Origin of the sequence: Streptomyces prunicolor, from assembly GCF_045162825.1 — a bacterium.
GTDB classification, from domain to species: Bacteria; Actinomycetota; Actinomycetes; order Streptomycetales; family Streptomycetaceae; genus Streptomyces; species Streptomyces prunicolor.
Genome location: NZ_CP108676.1, coordinates 7590948 through 7608424, shown reverse-complemented (window position 1 = coordinate 7608424; position 17477 = coordinate 7590948). Strand labels below are relative to the sequence as shown.

At 68.6% G+C, this 17477-nt stretch carries 18 protein-coding genes; 6 read left to right on the top strand and 12 right to left on the bottom strand.

Annotation, left to right across the window (positions count from 1 at the left end):
• Positions 1 to 115 precede the first annotated feature (115 nt).
• The gene (locus OG588_RS35105; protein ID WP_405950750.1) at positions 116 to 1681 is read left to right on the top strand and encodes a multicopper oxidase family protein; all 1566 of its coding nucleotides are present in this window, start codon (positions 116 to 118) and stop codon (positions 1679 to 1681) included.
• 15 nt (positions 1682 to 1696) lie between these two features.
• Here the strand turns inward: OG588_RS35105 and OG588_RS35100 are convergent, their stop codons facing one another.
• The 3 genes from OG588_RS35100 to OG588_RS35090 form a co-directional block, all read right to left on the bottom strand.
• On the bottom strand, positions 1697 to 2860 hold the full coding sequence (locus OG588_RS35100; protein ID WP_405950749.1) for a cysteine desulfurase family protein: 1164 nt from the start codon (positions 2858 to 2860) through the stop codon (positions 1697 to 1699).
• A gap of 74 nt (positions 2861 to 2934) precedes the next feature.
• Complete coding sequence (locus tag OG588_RS35095) at positions 2935 to 3237, bottom strand: DUF4190 domain-containing protein (protein WP_405950748.1); 303 nt, start codon at positions 3235 to 3237, stop codon at positions 2935 to 2937.
• 68 nt (positions 3238 to 3305) lie between these two features.
• Positions 3306 to 3473 carry a hypothetical protein gene (locus OG588_RS35090; RefSeq protein WP_365306810.1) on the bottom strand — a complete coding sequence of 56 codons (168 nt, stop codon included), beginning with the start codon at positions 3471 to 3473 and terminating at the stop codon, positions 3306 to 3308.
• Between the two features lie 150 nt (positions 3474 to 3623).
• Between OG588_RS35090 and OG588_RS35085 the strand changes: the two genes are divergently transcribed.
• Positions 3624 to 4247 carry a TetR family transcriptional regulator gene (locus OG588_RS35085; protein ID WP_405950747.1) on the top strand — a complete coding sequence of 208 codons (624 nt, stop codon included), beginning with the start codon at positions 3624 to 3626 and terminating at the stop codon, positions 4245 to 4247.
• 97 nt (positions 4248 to 4344) lie between these two features.
• Here OG588_RS35085 and OG588_RS35080 read toward each other — a convergent pair whose 3' ends face one another.
• Together OG588_RS35080 and OG588_RS35075 are read right to left on the bottom strand one after the other, a co-directional pair.
• A complete protein-coding gene (locus OG588_RS35080; RefSeq protein WP_405950746.1) occupies positions 4345 to 4719 on the bottom strand; it encodes a hypothetical protein in 375 nt (124 codons plus the stop codon).
• A 140-nt stretch (positions 4720 to 4859) separates the two neighbouring features.
• Positions 4860 to 5849 carry a helix-turn-helix transcriptional regulator gene (locus OG588_RS35075; RefSeq protein WP_405950745.1) on the bottom strand — a complete coding sequence of 330 codons (990 nt, stop codon included), beginning with the start codon at positions 5847 to 5849 and terminating at the stop codon, positions 4860 to 4862.
• 78 nt (positions 5850 to 5927) lie between these two features.
• On the opposite strand from OG588_RS35075, the gene OG588_RS35070 reads away from it, so the two are divergent.
• Positions 5928 to 6515 (top strand): TIGR03086 family metal-binding protein, encoded by a 588-nt coding sequence (locus tag OG588_RS35070; RefSeq protein ID WP_405950744.1) that lies wholly within the window; start codon positions 5928 to 5930, stop codon positions 6513 to 6515.
• Here OG588_RS35070 and OG588_RS35065 read toward each other — a convergent pair.
• On the bottom strand, positions 6508 to 7371 hold the full coding sequence (locus tag OG588_RS35065) for a thioesterase family protein (RefSeq protein ID WP_405950743.1): 864 nt from the start codon (positions 7369 to 7371) through the stop codon (positions 6508 to 6510). The two genes, OG588_RS35070 and OG588_RS35065, sit on opposite strands and share 8 nt — an antisense overlap.
• A gap of 152 nt (positions 7372 to 7523) precedes the next feature.
• Between OG588_RS35065 and OG588_RS35060 the strand changes: the two genes are divergently transcribed.
• Positions 7524 to 8765, top strand: a complete 1242-nt coding sequence (locus OG588_RS35060; RefSeq protein ID WP_405950742.1) for an alpha/beta hydrolase — start codon at positions 7524 to 7526, stop codon at positions 8763 to 8765.
• On the opposite strand, the gene OG588_RS35055 is transcribed toward OG588_RS35060, so the two are convergent.
• Both OG588_RS35055 and OG588_RS35050 read right to left on the bottom strand, forming a co-directional pair.
• Complete coding sequence (locus OG588_RS35055) at positions 8674 to 9330, bottom strand: trimeric intracellular cation channel family protein (RefSeq protein WP_019058540.1); 657 nt, start codon at positions 9328 to 9330, stop codon at positions 8674 to 8676. The genes OG588_RS35060 and OG588_RS35055 overlap by 92 nt on opposite strands.
• A 46-nt stretch (positions 9331 to 9376) precedes the next feature.
• Positions 9377 to 10768, bottom strand: coding sequence for a M1 family metallopeptidase (locus OG588_RS35050; RefSeq protein WP_405950741.1), 1392 nt, complete (start codon positions 10766 to 10768; stop codon positions 9377 to 9379).
• 338 nt (positions 10769 to 11106) lie between these two features.
• On the opposite strand from OG588_RS35050, the gene OG588_RS35045 reads away from it, so the two are divergent.
• Both OG588_RS35045 and OG588_RS35040 read left to right on the top strand, forming a co-directional pair.
• A complete protein-coding gene (locus OG588_RS35045; RefSeq protein WP_405950740.1) occupies positions 11107 to 11610 on the top strand; it encodes a hypothetical protein in 504 nt (167 codons plus the stop codon).
• A 128-nt stretch (positions 11611 to 11738) separates the two neighbouring features.
• Positions 11739 to 12077: a hypothetical protein gene (locus OG588_RS35040; RefSeq protein WP_405950739.1), complete on the top strand. Its 339-nt coding sequence runs from the start codon at positions 11739 to 11741 to the stop codon at positions 12075 to 12077.
• 78 nt (positions 12078 to 12155) lie between these two features.
• Here the strand turns inward: OG588_RS35040 and OG588_RS35035 are convergent, their stop codons facing one another.
• From OG588_RS35035 to OG588_RS35020, 4 genes are all read right to left on the bottom strand, one after another.
• Positions 12156 to 13430, bottom strand: a complete 1275-nt coding sequence (locus OG588_RS35035) for an ABC transporter ATP-binding protein (RefSeq protein ID WP_405950738.1) — start codon at positions 13428 to 13430, stop codon at positions 12156 to 12158.
• 23 nt (positions 13431 to 13453) lie between these two features.
• A complete protein-coding gene (locus tag OG588_RS35030) occupies positions 13454 to 14551 on the bottom strand; it encodes an ABC transporter ATP-binding protein (RefSeq protein WP_405950737.1) in 1098 nt (365 codons plus the stop codon).
• Positions 14548 to 15546 (bottom strand): ABC transporter permease, encoded by a 999-nt coding sequence (locus OG588_RS35025; RefSeq protein WP_405950736.1) that lies wholly within the window; start codon positions 15544 to 15546, stop codon positions 14548 to 14550. The genes OG588_RS35030 and OG588_RS35025 overlap by 4 nt, the downstream gene beginning before the upstream one ends.
• A 110-nt stretch (positions 15547 to 15656) precedes the next feature.
• Positions 15657 to 17453 (bottom strand): ABC transporter substrate-binding protein, encoded by a 1797-nt coding sequence (locus OG588_RS35020; protein ID WP_405950735.1) that lies wholly within the window; start codon positions 17451 to 17453, stop codon positions 15657 to 15659.
• Positions 17454 to 17477 lie beyond the last annotated feature (24 nt).

The following is a 17477-nucleotide window of genomic DNA, read 5'->3' as shown; positions in this document are numbered from 1 at the left end:
TGCGGGCAAGGAGAGTTGTGGAGGCGACGTGCAGGCTTAGCTTTCACAGCTCGCCCTGCTCACTGCTAACAACTCCCCAGTCTTTACACAGCCCTTAGGTCAAATCTCTCGCTCCATGACACACACCAGCGAGCCCGCGTCCGAAGAGAACACAGACGCCAAGGGCAACCACCGCAAATCCACCGCCGAGAAGCGCGAACACGGCAAGGACAGCGCGGCCCGGGGCAAGGGTCTGCACCGCCGCAAGTTCCTCGGCGGAATGGCCGGGACCGGTATCGCGGCGGTCGCCGCGGCCGGGGGGGCCTTCTCCCTGCTGAACGGCGCGGCGAAGAGCAAGGCGTCCGCGGCGGACAGCACCCTTGTCATCCCGGACCTCCTCGAGGGCACCACCACCGACAGCGTCACGACCTTCACGCTGGAGGCCAAGACCGGCACCGCCGAGGTGCTGAGCGGCGTCACCAGCGACACGATGGGCTACAACCAGGCGTTCCTCGGCCCCACCATGAAGTGGACCAACGGCGACACGGTTCTGCTGAACATCACCAACAGCCTGGGCGAGGACACCACCGTCCACTTCCACGGCGCCCACGTGCCCGCGAAGATGGACGGCGGCCCGCAGGTCGCCTTCGCCGACGGCACGACCTGGGCGCCCACGTTCACGGTCAAGGACCCGGCCACCACGCTCTGGTACCACCCGCACGCCCTGGGCACCACCGCCAAGCAGGCCGTGCACGGCCTCGCCGGGATGATCATCGTCGAGGACTCCACGGACGCGTCCGCCGCGCTGCCCAGCGACTACGGCGTCGACGACGTCCCGCTCATCTTCCAGTCCCTCGCCGTGGACACCGACGGGGACATCAAGTACGACGCGGCCGGCTACCGACTGAGCACCACCGCCTTCCCCCTGCTGCTCAACGGAACCAACGTGGACTCCACCACGCTCGGTTTCACCGCCACCAAGACCCGGACCCGGTTCCGCGCCCTGAACGCCTCGCCGTCCGACATCATCGTGATCCAGCGCAGCGACGGCGGCACCCTCACGCAGATCAGCACCGACCAGGGCTATCTGACCGAGGCCACCGACGTGACCACGATCCGCCTGGTGGCCGGCGCCCGTGCCGAGTTCACGATGGACCTCACCGCGGACGCCACCCTCCAGGCCGTGATCACCACCGGCTGGATCCGCGGCGGCAGCGGCACGTACGACGTCCTCGCGATCACGGCCAGCGGCACCGACACCCCGGACGACCTGCCCAGCACCCTCAACACCATCGACCGGTACGACACGAGCGACTTCACCGCCCGGACGATCACCCTGGGCCAGAACGGCGCCACCATGCTGATCAACGGGTCGGCGGGCACGTCCATGGCCGCGATGGCGATGATCAGCACGACGGTCGGCTCGAAGGAGATCTGGACGATCGCGAACTCCACCCAGCTGGAACACTCGTTCCACCTGCACGACGTGCCGTACCAGCTGATCTCCGTCAACGGCGAGGATCCCACCGGGGTCCAACTCGGCTGGTACGACACCTACGAAGTGGTCGGCGGCGGCTCGATCCAGATCGCCATGGAGTTCACGGACTTCTCCGACGACACCTATATGTACATGCTCCACTGCCATCTGCTGCAGCACGAGGACGAGGGCATGATGGCCTCCCTCATGGTGACGGAGAGTTAGAGGGAGCAGGTGCTCTCAGGTCAGCCCGGCGGCGCGCGCTCGTTCCACCGCCGGGCCGATCGCTTTCGCGACGGCCTCCACGTCGGCCTCCGTGGAGGTGTGGCCGAGGGAGAAGCGCAGGGTGCCGCGGGCCAGGTCAGGATCGGTGCCGGTGGCGAGCAGGACATGGCTGGGCTGGGCGACGCCCGCCGTGCAGGCCGAACCCGTGGAGCACTCGATGCCCTGGGCGTCCAGCAGGAGCAGGAGCGAGTCGCCCTCGCAACCGGGGAACGTGAAGTGGGCGTTGGCCGGCAGCCGGTCCACCGGGTCGCCGCCGAGGATCGCGTCCGGGACCGCCGCACGGACGGCCGTGACGAGGTCGTCGCGCAGGGCGCCGATCTCGCGGGCGAACCATTCGCGCTGTTCGGCGGCGAGCCGGCCGGCGACCGCGAAGGAGGCGATCGCGGGGACGTCGAGGGTGCCGGAGCGGACATGGCGTTCCTGGCCGCCGCCGTGCAGGACGGGTACGGGGGTGTACTCACGGCCCAGCAGCAGCGCGCCGATGCCGTAGGGGCCGCCGATCTTGTGGCCGGAGACGGTCGCCGCGGCGAGCCCGGAGGCGGCGAAGTCGACCGGGACCTGGCCGAAGGCCTGCACCGCGTCGGCGTGCAGCGGGACCCCGAACTCCTTTGCCACCGCGGCCAGTTCACGGACCGGCAGGACGGTCCCGATCTCGTTGTTGGCCCACATCACGGTCGCCAGGGCGACGTCGTCGGGGTTGCGGGCGATCGCCTCGCGCAGCACCTCGGGGTGGACCCGGCCGTAGGAGTCGACCGGGAGGTACTCGACGGTGGCGCCCTCGTGCTCGCCCAGCCAGTGGACGGCGTCCAGGACGGCGTGGTGCTCGACGGGGCTGGCCAAAACCCGGGTGCGGGCCGGGTCGGCGTCGCGGCGGGACCAGTACAGGCCCTTCACCGCGAGGTTGTCGGCCTCGGTGCCGCCGGAGGTGAACACGACCTCGCTGGGGCGGGCGCCGAGCGCTTCGGCGAGGCTTTCCCGGGACTCCTCGACCGTACGGCGGGCCTTGCGGCCGGAAGCGTGGAGGGAGGAGGCGTTGCCCGTGATGCTCAGGTGGGCCGTCATCGCCTCGACTGCCTCGGGAAGCATCGGGGTGGTCGCGGCGTGGTCGAGGTATGCCATGGTGACGCCGATTCTACGGGCCCCGGTGGGCACCCCGGAGGGGCGGGCAGGCCTGGCGGGATCCGGCCGGTCTCCTAGAAGCTCCAGGAGACGGTGCTGTCCAGTTGCATGAAGGCGACGAGGACCAGCAGATCGGCGATGCCGAGCCCGAGGCCGAGGAAGGCCCGGCCGCGACGGGCGGTACCGCGCCACAGCGCCACGCCGGCCAGGGCGATGGCGATCGGGCCCAGGAACACATTGAGCACGAGCAGGCCGACGAGGCCGAGGATGAAGGACGCGACGGCCATGCCGTCGGCGTCACGACGGCCGGTGGGCTTGACGGCGGCGTTGTTGTTGTCGGTGGTGGTGCCGCTGGTTGCCGGTGCGGTGAGTTGCATGGTGGTTCGGCTCCCGATGATCGGGTGGACGGTGGGTCGGGCGGCGGTCAACAGGCGGCCGCAGCAGGTCAGTTGGCGGTCGTACGGCTGCGACGGCCGTGCCGCTCGCGGAGCGCGAAGATGCCCAGCCAGACGGCGATGACGGTGGCGGCGACGGCGGTGAAGGCGAGCGGCGCGTGGGCCACGGTGCCCACCACGACGCCGAACAGCAGGAGCGCTACGACGAGGAACAGCATGGGATGAATCCCCCTCCGAGCCGACCGGCACGTCCGGGACGACTCTCGTTACGTTTCGGTGAACGGTTGTAGTAACACTTGTTCACTGAACTTGATTCTAGCGCGTCCGGCGACTTTCCAATTACGGAGAACAGTTGTTAACTGGATGACATGAGTCACACCCTCGGCATCCGGCAGGTACAGAAGCAGAAGACCCGACAGGCGTTGCTGGACGCCGCGTTGGGGCTGCTGGAGGAGCAGAGCCTGAGCAGTCTGGGCCTGCGCGAGGTCACCCGCGCGGTGGGCGTCGCGCCGACCGCCTTCTACCGGCACTTCCGCTCCACGGCCGACCTCGGGGTCGCGCTCGTGGAGGAGGCGCTGGGCAGCCTGCATCCGATGATCCGGCAGACCGTGGCCCCGGCGGACAGCGACCAACGCATCGAGCGCGCCGTCCAGTTGATCGCCCATCACGTGGACGCGTACCCGGCCCATGTCCGCTTCCTCGCGCGCGAGCGGCACGGCGGGGTGCAGCCCGTACGGGAGGCCATCCGGGAGCAACTCGCCCGGTTCGCCGAGGAGGTGAAGGCCGAACTCGCCAAGGACCCGGAGTCGCGGGGCTGGCGCGAGGACGACCTGCTGATGCTGGCGCATCTCTATGTCGACCAGATGCTCGTCACGTCCTCGCTGTTCCTGGAGGCCCAGGAGGCACCGGCCGAGGAGCGCGAGCGGGTGACCCAACTGGCCACGCGCCAGATGCGGTTGATCAGCGTCGGCCGCCGCCACTGGCTCGGCTGACGCCACATCGGAAAAGGCGTACGACAGCGACAGGCATACGACAGGGGCGGCACGCCCGGTGTACGAGCGTGCCGCCCCTGTCGTGCGGGAGCCGCGGTCAGCCCTGCTGCGGGGCCCCGCTCATCTGGCCGCCGCCCGGGCCGCCGCCGCACCCGCCGCCGGGGCCGCCGCCCTGGCCGCCCTGTCCGCCGCCCCCGCCGGGGCCACCGGTCGGCATGCCGGAGGCGTTGCCGGTCGGCTTGCCCGTCGGCGCGCCCGAGGCCGCGGCGCCCGTGGGCGCGCCGGACGGGGCGCCGCTGGGCCGTGCCGTGGCGTTGCCGGTGGGCATGCCGGAGGCCGCCGAACAGGACTGCGTGGAACCGGAGTTGCCGCTGCCGGAGGACGACGACGAGTCGCTCGACCCGCAGGCCGCCAGGGCCAGGGGCGAGAGCGCCAGCAGGGCCACTGCGGGGAGGAGACGCGCACGCTTCATGAGAAACAACTCCAAAAACGATGAGGATGTCTTGTGACGGGAACTCAACCAACGTCGCTTAGGGCTTCGTTGTCGGCGCCCTGTCCCCACCCTGTGCACGGAGTAAAGGGAAGCCCAAGAGACCGCCCTGACCTGCTACTTCACGATCGGGCCGCGCCTACTCGCTGGTACAGCTCCGTGACAGAAGCAGCCGCCGCGGCCACCTCCGCGCGTGCCTCCGGCGGTGATACGACCTCCAACGCGTCGGCGAACTGGAGCAGTTGACGCGCCTCGCGGACGACGCCGTACGACAGCCGCACCGTCGCCCAGTCGCCCTCGCCGTCAACGGCGCTGTCGGGTGCGGGGAGTTCGGCGAGCGAGGAGGCGTTGAGGCGCAGGAACATGTCGAGGTGGGAGCGGCGGACGCGGACGGTGACGTCGAGTCCGCCGGGGCGCTCCTCGACCTGGCGGCGCAACTCCTCCCAGGCGTCGGCGAGTTCGACACCAGGGCGACGCTTCACCGGATCGGGCAGGAGGCCGGCGGAGTGCACACGGTCGACACGGAAGAGGCGAGGCCGCGCGCGGCGGTCGGCGACGAGGTACCAGACACCGGCCTTGGAGACGAGACCGTAGGGATCGACGGTGTAGGTGCTCGGCTCCCTCGCCCCACTGTGCCGATAACGCAGCCGCAGCCGCCGATCGGCGAAGACCGCGTCCTGCAACACGTCCAGATCCACGGCGGGTTGGGGCCCGCCCTTCCACCGCGTGGCGTCGACGAGGATGCGCCGGGAGGTCACCTCGGCGGCCGGCCGGTACGGGGCCGGCAGCGCGGCCATCACCTTGCGCAGCGCGGAACCGAGCGCGGCGTCGAGGCCGAGTGCGGCGTGCGCTCCCTGCGCGGCCAGGATGAACAGGGCGCGCGACTCGTCGGCGGTCAGTCCCGTGACGTCCGTACGGAACCCGGCGAGCAGCTCGATCCCGCCGTGCCGCCCGCGCTCGGCGTACACCGGCACCCCCGAGGCCGACAACGCCTCGACGTCCCGGTAGATGGTCCGCACCGACACCTCCAGCCGGTCGGCGAGTTCATGCGCGGGGACCCGCCCCCGGGTCTGCAGGAGCAACAGGATCGAGAGGAGACGGTCGGCCTTCACGGCTCCAGCATCCGCCTCCCGGAAACCCGGCACAAATGTTGACGGAAACTGTCAGGTTATGGATCCACCATCACCGCCATGAACACCAACGCGAACGACCCCCGCCCCCTGTACACCCGCGCCACCGAGCAGGCCGCCGCCCTGATCAGGACGGTACGCCCGGAGCAGCTGGACGGTCCGACCCCCTGCGCGGAGTTCGACGTACGGACCCTGCTGAGCCATCTCGTCGGCGGCACCCACCGCATCGCGACGGTCGGTGAGGGCGGCGACGGCATGGCCGTCCACCCCTTCGTGGACGGCGTCGACGACAAGGGCTGGACGGCCGCGTACGACGAGGCCCGCGCCCGGGTCCGCGCCGCCTGGGCGGACGACGCCCGGCTGGACGCGCCGGTCCGGGTCCCGTGGGGGGAGGCATCGGGCCGGATCGCGCTCTCGGGCTACGTCATGGAGAACGTCACCCACGCCTGGGACCTCTCGGAGGCCTTGGGCCACCCCGTCCAACTCGACCCGGAACTCGCCGAGTTCGCCCTCGCCATCGCCCGCCGGGTCCTCCCCGACGCCGAACGGGACGCTGACACCCCCTTCGCCACGGCACAGGCGGCACCCGAAGGGGCCGACGCCTACGGCCAGTTGGCGGCCTGGCTGGGACGAAAGCCGGTCAACTGAGCCTCGCCCGCGCCAACTGCCGTGACTGCGCGACCAGTCGATCCTCGCTGTCCCAGACCTCCGCGTCCTCCTCAAGGAAGCCGCCGGCCAGGTTGCGGGTGGTGATCGACACCCGCAACGGTCCTGGTGCGGGGCGGGCGCGGACGTGGACCGTGAGTTCCACCGTGGGAACCCAACCCTTGAGGCCGATCTCGAAGGCGGTCGGCGGGAGCGCGTCCACCGCGAGGAGCAAGGAGAGCGGGTCCGCGTCCCGGCCGTCCGCCAGGCCGAACCAGGAGCGCATCTCGCCCTTGCCGGAGGGGGCGCCCAGGGCCCAGCCGAGGGTGGACGGGTCCAGCTTGAGCATCAGGCGGTCGGCGATCGCCGAGCTGCCGGAGACGGGAGCGGGACCGTCCTGCGGGCCGAAGCACTGGTCCATGGGCGGGAAAGCTGGGGGCTTCGCCGTCGTGCGGACGTCGTCCGGGAGGGTGTCCAAGTTGCCGTAGGAGGCCAGGACCCGGATGCGTTCCACCTCCGCGCCCTCTTCGTCGTACTGGAAGAGGGACGCCTGGCCGGTGGAGAGGGTGCGGCCGGTGCGGACCGTATCCGTGCGGATGACCGCCGGGCCCGGCTGGGACGCGGTCAGGTAGTGCGCGGAGATCGTGAACGGGTCGCTGTGCGGGAGCGCGTCCGCCAGGGCTCGGCCCAGGACCGCGAGGAGGTAGCCGCCGTTGACGGCGCTGATGATCGTCCAGCCGCCCGAGAGGTCGATGTCGTAGACGCCTGGCGCGCGGCGGGTGACCGCCGTGTCGCGGTCGAACTCGCTGTCGCCGATCGTGGCCCGTACGGCCGCCGGTGCGGTTGCTGCTTCTCCCATGGGTGAACCGTACAACAGTCCATTACTAAGCGGTAGCTTTGTTGTTGCGGGCGCATTAAACCACCGGACTCCCGGGTGAGGAACCGGCAATTTCTTGGTAAGTGTCCGGACTCGTCCGTGACCCCCGGCCGGTGATCCCCCTCTTGGGGGACATGAGCCTCACCGGGACCTCGTTCCTCTACACCGCCGTCGTGCTGACGGTCGTCGCCCTCATACTGCCGCTCGTGCTGTGGTCACGGATGCGCGGCCCCAAGGCCGTCCGCGTGGCGGCACGGGCCCTGATGCTGCTGTTCGCCCAGGCGACCGCCGTCACCTTGGTCTTCGTCATGGTCAACAACCAGAACAACCTCTACGACAACTGGGCCGACCTTCTCGGCACCGGCAACCACGTCCAGCAGGCCGCCAATCTCGGCAAGAACGGCACCGGCAACATCTCGCTGAAACGGTTGCCCAAGGTGAAGCAGGCCTTCTCCCCCGCCGAGGGCGCCGGCATGCGCGCGGCCGGCGGGGTGGAGGTCACCCAGCTCAAGGGCCAGGTCTCCGGCGTCAACGCCGAGGTGTACGTGTGGCTGCCGCCGCAGTACAAGGAGCCCGCCTACCGGCACCACAAGTTCCCGGTGGTGGAACTGCTGCCGGGCTATCCCGGTTCGGCGAAGGCCTGGTTCGGGTCGCTGCACGCCAACGAGCAGCTGATGCCGCTGATGAAGAGCGGGCGGGTCGCGCCCTTCATCCTGGTCGCGCCGCGCACCAACCTGCTGGCCGGCGTCGACACCGGCTGCGCCAACATCACCGGCACGGTCAACGCCGACACCTGGCTGAGCGTCGACGTACCGAAGATGGTCATGGACAACTTCCGCGCCCAGCCCGCCCCTTCGGGCTGGGCGGTGGCCGGCTACTCGGCCGGCGCGCACTGCGCGGTCAAGCTCGCCGTCGCCCACCCGGACCGCTACCGCGCGGCCGTGGGCATGTCCGGCTACAACGACCCGATCGGTGAACGCAATTCACTCGCCGCGGCCAGCCCGGCGCTGCGCGCCGCGAACAACCCGTACCTGCTGCTGAAGGAGAAGAAGACCCCGCCGCCGATCGCCCTGTACATCTCCGGCGAGTCCGGCGACGGCTACGAGGCGGGCACGGCCCTGGCGTCCGTCGCCGAGGCGCCGACGACCGTGCACGTGGTGTTCCTGCCGCGCAGCGACGGCGGGCACACGATGGCGCTGTGGCGGCCGCAGGTGAAGGCGGTGTTCCGCTGGCTGACGCTGGAGATGGGCAAGAACCATCCGCACGCGAAGACCGGGTCCACCACTACTCCTCACGGACGGTCGACCTCCGGTTCCACGCACGCGGAGCTCGCCAGTGGTACCGCATCGCGAGCAGGCGCAACACGAAAGCGGTGACCACCGCGAGCCCACTGGTGAACGGGCCCAGCGCGTCGTAGCGGATGCACACGGCGACCATGGTGGCGCCGACGATCGCAGGGACCGCGTACAGGTCGCGGTCCCAACGCAGCAGGGACGGGGTCTCGTTGGCCAGCACGTCCCGCAGCACACCGCCGCCGACGGCGGACCCGAGGCCGAGGGCCACCGAGGAGGTCAGGCCGAGCCCGTAGTCGTACGCCTTCACCGTGCCGGTGACGCAGAACAGGCCGAGGCCGGCCGCGTCGAAGACGTTGACCCCGAACTGGATGCGCTCCACCTGCGGGTGGAGGAAGAAGACGAGCAGGGCGGCGAGGAACGGAGTGAGGAAGTACCCCAGGTCCGTGAAGGCGGCCGGGGGGACCGCCCCGATGACGAGGTCCCGGAAGACCCCTCCGCCCAGCGCGGTGACCTCGGCGAGCACGGCGATGCCGAACACGTCGAAGTTCTTGCGGACGGCCAGCAGCGCGCCGGAGATGGCGAACACGAAGATGCCGACGAGGTCGAGCGTGTGCTGGACGGAGGGGCTGAACAGTTGCTGAAGCACCCCACATTGTTACCTACAGAAGGGCGCCTCCCTTTCAAACCAAGGGTTACAGGGTCGGTTTCCCTGGCGTGTACAGCCAGGTCTGGAACAGGTCGTCGAGTTGCCGGCCGCTGATCTTCTCGGCGAGCTTGATGAACTCGGCGGTGCTCGCGTTGCCGTAGCGGTGGAGTTTCGTCCAGGCGGGCAGCAGCTTGAAGAACGCGGTGTCGCCGATGCGTTCGCGGAGCATCTGGAGGGTCATCGCGCCGCGCTGGTAGACGGCCGAGGCGAACATGGTGTCCCGCTGCGGATCGGCTACGACGGTCTGCCAGAAGGAGCTGTCGGCGGGACGGGAGTTGTAGCCGGCCAGGAACGAGTCGTGCGCGGTGCGGGTGCCCTGGTGCTCGGTCCACAGCCACTGGGCGTAGGTCGCGAAGCCCTCGTTGAGCCAGATGTCCTTCCAGTGCGCGACCGACACGGAGTCGCCGAACCACTGGTGGGCCAGCTCGTGCACGATCGTCGACTCGCTGCGCACGGCCGAGTAGGCGGGCTTGCTCTGCACCTCCAGCGAGAACCCGGCCTCCGGCATGTCGTCGACGATCGCGCCGGTCTCCTCGAAGGGATACGGCCCGAAGACCTGCGACCAGTAGTCGGTGGCGGCGGCCGTCACGGCGTACACGTCGACGCTGTTGCTGTTGGCGAGGACGGGGTCGATGGCGACGTAGATCGGGGTGCCGCCGGGGGTCGTCCCCGTCTGCACGTCGAACTTCCCGATGGTGGCGGTGGCGAGATAGGTCGCCATGGGCTTCGACTCCCGCCAGTGGGTGTACGTCGAGCCGCCCTTGTCGTACGTCGAGACGAGCCGGCCGTTCGAGACTCCGGTGAGCCCCTTGGGGGCCTTGATACGGATGTCGTAGGTGGCCTTGTCGGAGGGGTGGTCGCTGGACGGGAACCAGGTGGAGGCCGCGTTGGGTTCGCAGGCGACGAAGACTCCGTCGGTCGTCTTCATCCAGCCGTAGTCGGAGCCGAAGACGATGGGGCCGTTGAGGGGTTCGGGCACTCCGCCGTAGGTGACGGTGACCGTGAAGTCCCGGCCCTTGCGGAGCGAGTCCCGCGGGGTGATGCGCAGTTCGTCGCCGGTGCGGGTGAACTGGGCCGGTCTTCCGTTCACTTGGACCCTCGTGACCTCCAGCTTCTGGAGGTCGAGGTCGAAGGAGGAGAGGTTCTGGGTGGCGCGGGCGGTGAGTGTCGTACGGCCGTCGAGGCGGTCGGTGTCGGGGTTGTAGGCGACGTCGAGGGTGTAGTGCCGGGCGTCGAAGCCGCCGTTGCCGAGTTGGGGGAAGTAGGAGTCACCGATGCCGTCGGCGCCGGGGGTGGGGGCGGAGGAAGCGGCGATGACAAGAAAAGAGGCCGCCGCGGTCGCGAGGGCCCCCAGACGTGCCGAACGGGAGAGTGCCATGGAGTCGTCCCTTCGGTGCGTGTTTCCGATCAGTCGGACACGCCGGACTCTGCCCCACTCCCATGCGTCATGTACATGACTTTACCAACTTGTCATGTGCTACTGGGCAGTTGGCTCCACCACGTCGCCCACTCCGGCCAGAATTCAATTTGAGGCTCATTTGAGGTTCATTTGAGGTTGCCGACAAAGTGATGGCAAGGAGATCGCAAACTGCCTATTGCACCGTCCGACTCATCAACTAACTTCACGCTTACGGGGGAGTCACCACACGGGGTGGTTGACGGGTCTCCCCCATTCCTCAATGAGGGACCAGTGTCTTGACGCAATACGCGAGAACCATGACCGTCGGTGCGGCAATGCTCGCTCTGGTCGCCGTGGGAACGACCACGGCGCAGGCCGCCACGTCCACAACGAATCGCCCCAACAATTGCGGCACGGGCTCGGTGTACGACTTCGGTACCCCGAAATCCGCGCGGATCGGGATGGTGCCCCCGTCCAGTGCGCCAGGTGGGCACACCCTCGGCATCACCCTGACCGCCGGGACCTCGATCACCGGCACCATCAGCGGTACGGTCTCCGGCGAGGAGGGCATCATCGTCGCCAAGGCCAAGGAATCCGTGACCGCCTCCATCGCGCTCACGATGACGGCATCGGTCTCCTACTCGGACAGCTGGAAGGTACCGGCGTCCTGGCGGAAGGGATATCTCCACGCCGGTGCCGACCGGGACACGGTGAATTGGAGTTACGGACACTACGGCGCGAATTGCAAGTGGGTGGTCACGCGGCACGGGGTCGCGAAACTCCCGTACCACATTCCCGCTTTCTGGAGCAGCAAGGGATGATTTCCGTCGCCGCAGGTCGTTTCTCGCAATACGCCGCCCGCGTTGCCGTACTTTCCGCGGCGTTGATATCCGTGGCGGGCTGCGGCGACACGGGGTCGTCCGCGCACCGAACGGCGCCGGACAGGACAGTGTCCGCCTCGCCGGCCGCTGAAGTGCGGTTGCCGACGCTGGAATCCCTCAAGTCCCCTGTTCCGGCAGGGAAGTTGGTGGTGGCCCGGAGCGGGCAGGGTACTCAGCGGATCGACGTGCCCTTGGGGAAGGCGGACGCGTATCTCACGGTACGGCTGATCTGCCTGGGGCCCGGCGATGCGAAGGTGACCGACGGATCCGGCGGTTCCGTCATCGAGGTGGCCGGCTGCAACGCGACGGCGGCATACACCACCGGATTCACCGGCACGAAGAGCGACCGGGTGATGCGGATCGCGGTACGGCCTTCCGTGGCGTGGCGGCTGCTGGTCTGGGGGTAGCCCCGGCCGCCTCTCGCCCTGGACGCGAAGACCCCCCGCAGCTACTGCGGGGGGTCTTCGCGTCGATATCCGAAGTGATCAGTTCTGCTTGTCGGTCGACTCCTGGTCGTCCGCTTCTACTTCTGCGTCCGCTGCTGCCTCTGCGCCCGCTTCCGGTTCCGCTTCCGCGGAGTCGGAGGGCTCGGTGGCCTCGGCGGACAGCGTCGCTGCCACCGCCGCCGACGTCTCCGCCGACTCCTGGAGCGCCGTCTCGCCGAGCAGCTTCTCGGCCTCCTTCGCGGCCGTCAGCAGGACCGTGTCCTGCGGGGCCTGGTCCGCGAAGTTCTCCGGGTGATGGCAGGCGACCTGCTGACCGGGAGCCAGCTCCAGGAGCGGCGGCTCGGTCGTCGTGCAGATCTGGGTCGCCTTCCAGCACCGGGTGTGGAAACGGCAGCCGCTGGGCGGGGAGATCGGCGAGGGCACATCGCCCTGGAGCAGGATGCGGTCGCTCTTCGCGTTCTTCCGCCGCGGGTCCGGGATCGGCACCGCCGACATCAGCGCCTTGGTGTACGGGTGCATCGGCGCCTTGTACAGCAGCTCGCGGTCGGCGAGTTCGACGATCTTGCCGAGGTACATCACCGCGATCCGGTCCGAGACGTGCCGGACCACCGAGAGGTCGTGCGCGATGATCACGTACGTCAGGCCGAGCTCCTGCTGGAGGTCGTCCAGCAGGTTCACCACCTGCGCCTGGATCGACACGTCGAGCGCGGAGACCGGCTCGTCGGCCACGACCAGCTTCGGGTTGAGCGCGAGCGCGCGGGCGATGCCGATGCGCTGGCGCTGACCGCCGGAGAACTCGTGCGGATAGCGGTTGTAGTGCTCGGGGTTGAGCCCGACCACCTCCAGCAGCCGCTGCACTTCCTTCTTGATACCGCCCTCGGGGCTGACGCCCTGGAGCTTGAAGGGAGCACCGACGATCGTGCCGATGGTGTGGCGCGGGTTCAGCGACGAGTACGGGTCCTGGAAGATCATCTGCATGTCGCGGCGCAGCGGACGCATGCCGCCCACGCCGAGGTGCGTGATGTCCTTGCCCTGGAACTCGACGGTGCCGCCCGTCGGCTCCAGCAGCCGGGTGATCAGCCGGCCCATCGTCGACTTGCCGCAGCCCGACTCGCCCACGACGCCCAGCGTCTCGCCGGCCTTGACCTCGAAGTCGAGTCCGTCGACCGCGTGCACGGCGCCGACCTGCCGTTGCAGCAGGCCCTTCTTGATCGGGAAGTGCTTCTGCAGCCCGGTCACCTTCAGCAGGGTCTCGCCGGGGGCGACACCGCCCTTGGTGGCCACGCTGCCTTCGCTCTGCACAGGGATGCTCACTGCTGTGTCCTTGGGTTTCTCGCTCACAGCTTCGGCGCAATCTCTTCGATCCAGATACGCTCCCGCTGCTCCGCGCCCAGGTGGCAGGCGGCCCAGTGCCGGCTGCCGACCTCGGTCAGCTCGGGACGGACCGTACGGGTGACGTTGTCCTTCGGGACGTCGGCGTAGGGGCACCGCGGGTTGAAGGCACAGCCGGACGGGATGTTGATCAGCGAGGGCGGGGAGCCCTTGACCGGGATCAGCCGCTCCTGCTGCTCACGGTCGAGCCGGGGCATCGAGCCCAACAGGCCCCAAGTGTAGGGGTGTCGGGGTTCGTAGAACACGTCCTCGGCCGGACCGCGCTCGACGCACCGGCCGCCGTACATCACCAGGATGTCGTCGGCCAGCTCGGCGACGACGCCCAGGTCGTGGGTGATGACGATGACCGCGGAGCCGAACTCCTTCTGCAGGTCCCGGATGAGGTCGAGGATCTGCGCCTGGACGGTCACGTCCAGGGCGGTCGTCGGCTCGTCCGCGATCAGCAGCTCGGGGTTGTTGACCAGCGACATGGCGATCATCGCGCGCTGGCGCATACCGCCGGAGAACTCGTGCGGGTAGCTGTCCACGCGCTTGTCCGGCTGCGGGATGCCCACCCGGTCGAGCATCTCGACCGCGCGACGCTTGGCGGTCTTCTTGTCGACGTCGTGGTGGATCCGGTACGCCTCCACGATCTGCGCGCCGATCGTGTAGTACGGGTGCAGCGCGGAGAGCGGGTCCTGGAAGATCATCGCCATCTGCCGGCCGCGCAGCTTGCGCACGTGGTCGGGGTCGGCGGTCAGCAGCTCGGTGCCGTCCAGCCAGATCTCGCCGGAGATCTGCGCCTTGCGCTTGCCGTACTGGCCGGCGGTGTGCAGGCCCATGATGCCGAGCGAGGTCACCGACTTGCCGGAGCCGGACTCGCCCACGATGCCGAGGGTCTTGCCCTTCTCCAGCGCGAAGCTGAGCCCGTCGACGGACTTGACCAGGCCGTCGTCCGTGGGGAAGTGCACCTTGAGGTCGCGCACCTCGAGGAAGGCGGTCGGGGCGGGAGAGGCCTCCGTGGGTTCGCCCACGGCGGCCCCGCTCTTGCTGAGTTCCGTCATGAGAGCCTCACTCGGGGGTCGATCACGGCGTACAGGATGTCCACCACGAGGTTGGCGAGAAGCACCGCGAGAGAAGTGATCAGGGTGACGCCCAGGATGATGGGCAGGTCCTGGTTCTTGATGGCAGTGAGCACCTGTCGGCCGAGGCCGGGCAGGTTGAACGTCGACTCGGTCAGGATGGCGCCGCCGATGAGGGCGCCGAGGTCCATGCCGAGCATGGTCAGGAGCGGGGTCATCGTGGAGCGCATGGCGTGCTTGCCGATGACGACCGGCTCCGTGAGGCCCTTGGCGCGGGCGGTGCGGATGTAGTCCTCGCCGAGGATCTCCAGCATGGTGGCGCGGGTGATCCGGGCGTACATCGCCGCGTACAGGAAGGCGAGGGTGATCCAGGGCAGGATCATGCCGCCGAAGTAGCCGCCGATGCTCTGGTCGAGCGGCACGTACTGGGCGTCCAGCCAGTGCAGCCCGAAGGTGAAGATCGCCAGGCTGAGCATGCCGGTGAAGTAGATGGGGAGGGAGACACCGGAGAGGGCGATGACCATCGCGCCGCGGTCCCAGAGGGTGCCCCGCTTGAGCGCGGAGAGCACACCCGCCGCGACACCGAAGACCAGCCACAGCACGGCGGCACCGAGCGCGAGCCCCAGGGTCACCGGGAACGCGGAGGTGAGCACCGGCCAGACGGCCTGCTCGCTGCGGAAGGAGTAGCCGAAGCAGGGCGCGGCGCAGTGCGTGACGTCGCCGCCGCCGGAGTAGGTGCGACCGGCGAAGATGCCCTTGAAGAACTCCCAGACCTGGGAGTAGATCGGGTCGCTCAGGCCCAGCTTCTCCCGTACGGCCTCGACGGATGCCGGGTCGGCCTGCTTGCCCACGAAGCTCGCGGCGATGTCGACGCCCGCCCACTTGGGGACGAGGAAGAAGATGCCGAAGACCACCATGACGATGACCACGAGCATCACTGCGGCGGCGAACAGCCGCCTGATGAGATAAGCGAGCACAGCTTACGGCCCGCTGCGGGGCCGCGGGCCACCGGAGATTGTCCGATGGCCCGCGACCACGCCGCGCCGGCCTTCACCTGCCTTTCGTGCCGTACGGCGGGTGTGCCGGTTTACTTCTTCGGGTTCTTCAGGCCGAGATTGACGAAGTCGTACGTACCGCTGTAGTTGTCCGTCGTGTAGACGTTCGCGAGGTTGTCGCTGCGCCAGTTGATGAACTTCTCGAAGGTGAAGGGCAGGTAGTACGCGCCCTCCATGACCTTGTGGTTGATCTCGGTCGAGATCTGGGTCTTGCCCGACGCGTCCAGCGTGGTGACGAACTTGTCGAACAGACCGTCGATGGTCTTGTCGTTGATCAGGGCGAAGTTGTTGTTACCGCTGGGCAGGATGTACTTGCTGTCCCACAGCGGCAGACCGAAGCCCTGGACGGTCGGGAAGTCGGCACCCCAACCCATGATGATGATGCCGTAGCCCTTCTTCTTCACGTTCGAAGGGCTGCCGATGATGCCGCTGGTCTGCGAACCGTCGAACTGGTCGATCTGCGCGTTGATGCCGATCTTCTTCAGCGACGCCTGCAGGGACTGCGCCGTGGCGACCTCGACCGGCTTGTTGTTGCGCACCGCGATCGTGGTGGAGAAGCCGTTCGGCTTGCCGCACGCCTTCAGCGCCGCCTTGGCCTCGGCGATGTTGCCGTTCTTGTTGGCACCGGCGATCTTGTACGGGTCGTACTTCTGGCCCTCGGCGCCCGGGACGGACGGCGGGAGCATGTTGGTGCCGATGTCACCACCGGCGATCGGGCCACCGCGCGCGGTCTGCAGCGAGACGTGGTCCGCGCCGAGGATGACGGCCTTGCGGCACTCGACGTTGTTGAACGGCGCCACGCTCTGCGGGAAGGTCGCGTAGCGGATGTAACCCGAGACCGGGTTGTCCAGGTTGGCCTTGTGCTCCTTCAGGGCGGTGGTGCGGCCCTGCGGGGACATGCCGGTCTGGTTGATGTCCAGGTCCAGGTCACCGTTGAGCAGGCGCTGGTCCAGCTGGTTGGCGTCCGAGAAGAACTGGACGGTGATCTTGTCCGGGTACGCCTTGCGGACCGGGTCCGAGGACTGCTTCCAGTTCGTGTTGCGCACCAGCGTCAGGCTCTTGCCGGGGCTGTACGACGCGAACTTGTACGGGCCGGAGGAGAACGGCTTCAGGCCGTACTTGGACTTGGTGTCCATGTCCTGGCGGACCGGGGAGGCCGAGACCAGACCCAGCACCTCCTGGAAGTCCGAGTTGGCCTCGGGGAGGTGGAAGACGATCGTCTTGTCGTTCGGCGTGGTGATCGACTTCAGGCCGAGCTTGTCCTTGGACGTGTCCTTGTAGGGACCCTTGTACTCGCCCTTGGGGTCCAGGAAGTCCTTGAGGTACGTCGGGCCGCCGGACAGCACGTCCTGCGCCCACACGCGCTCGATGCCGTACTTCACGTCCTTGGACGTGATCGCCTTGCCGTCCTCCCACGTGACGCCGTCACGCAGGGTGTACGTGTAGGTCTTGCCGCCGTCGGTGACCTTGGCGAGACCGGTGGCGAGGTCCGGGGTGAGCTCGGCGCCGGCCTTGCCCGGCTCCGTCTTGCCCGTGACCAGCTGGCGGCTGTAGTAGCGCGCGAAGTCCCACATGAAGCCGTAGTAGCCACGCGTGGTGTCCCACGAGTCGGCGTCCTGGGCACCGCCGAACTTCAGCGTGCCGCCCTTCTTGACCAGGGAGGCCTGGGCGACCTTGTTGTTGGCGGCGTCGAAGCCGGCGGCACCGGTCTTCGAACCGTTGTTGTCGTCGCTGCCGCCGCCGCACGCCGCCGTGGTCAGCAGTGCGGCGACCGCAGCAGCGGCGGCGAATGCCTTCTTGCGCCGCCCTGGAGTGCGTTGGGTAGTCACGATCTCGGATCCTCCGGACTAGAT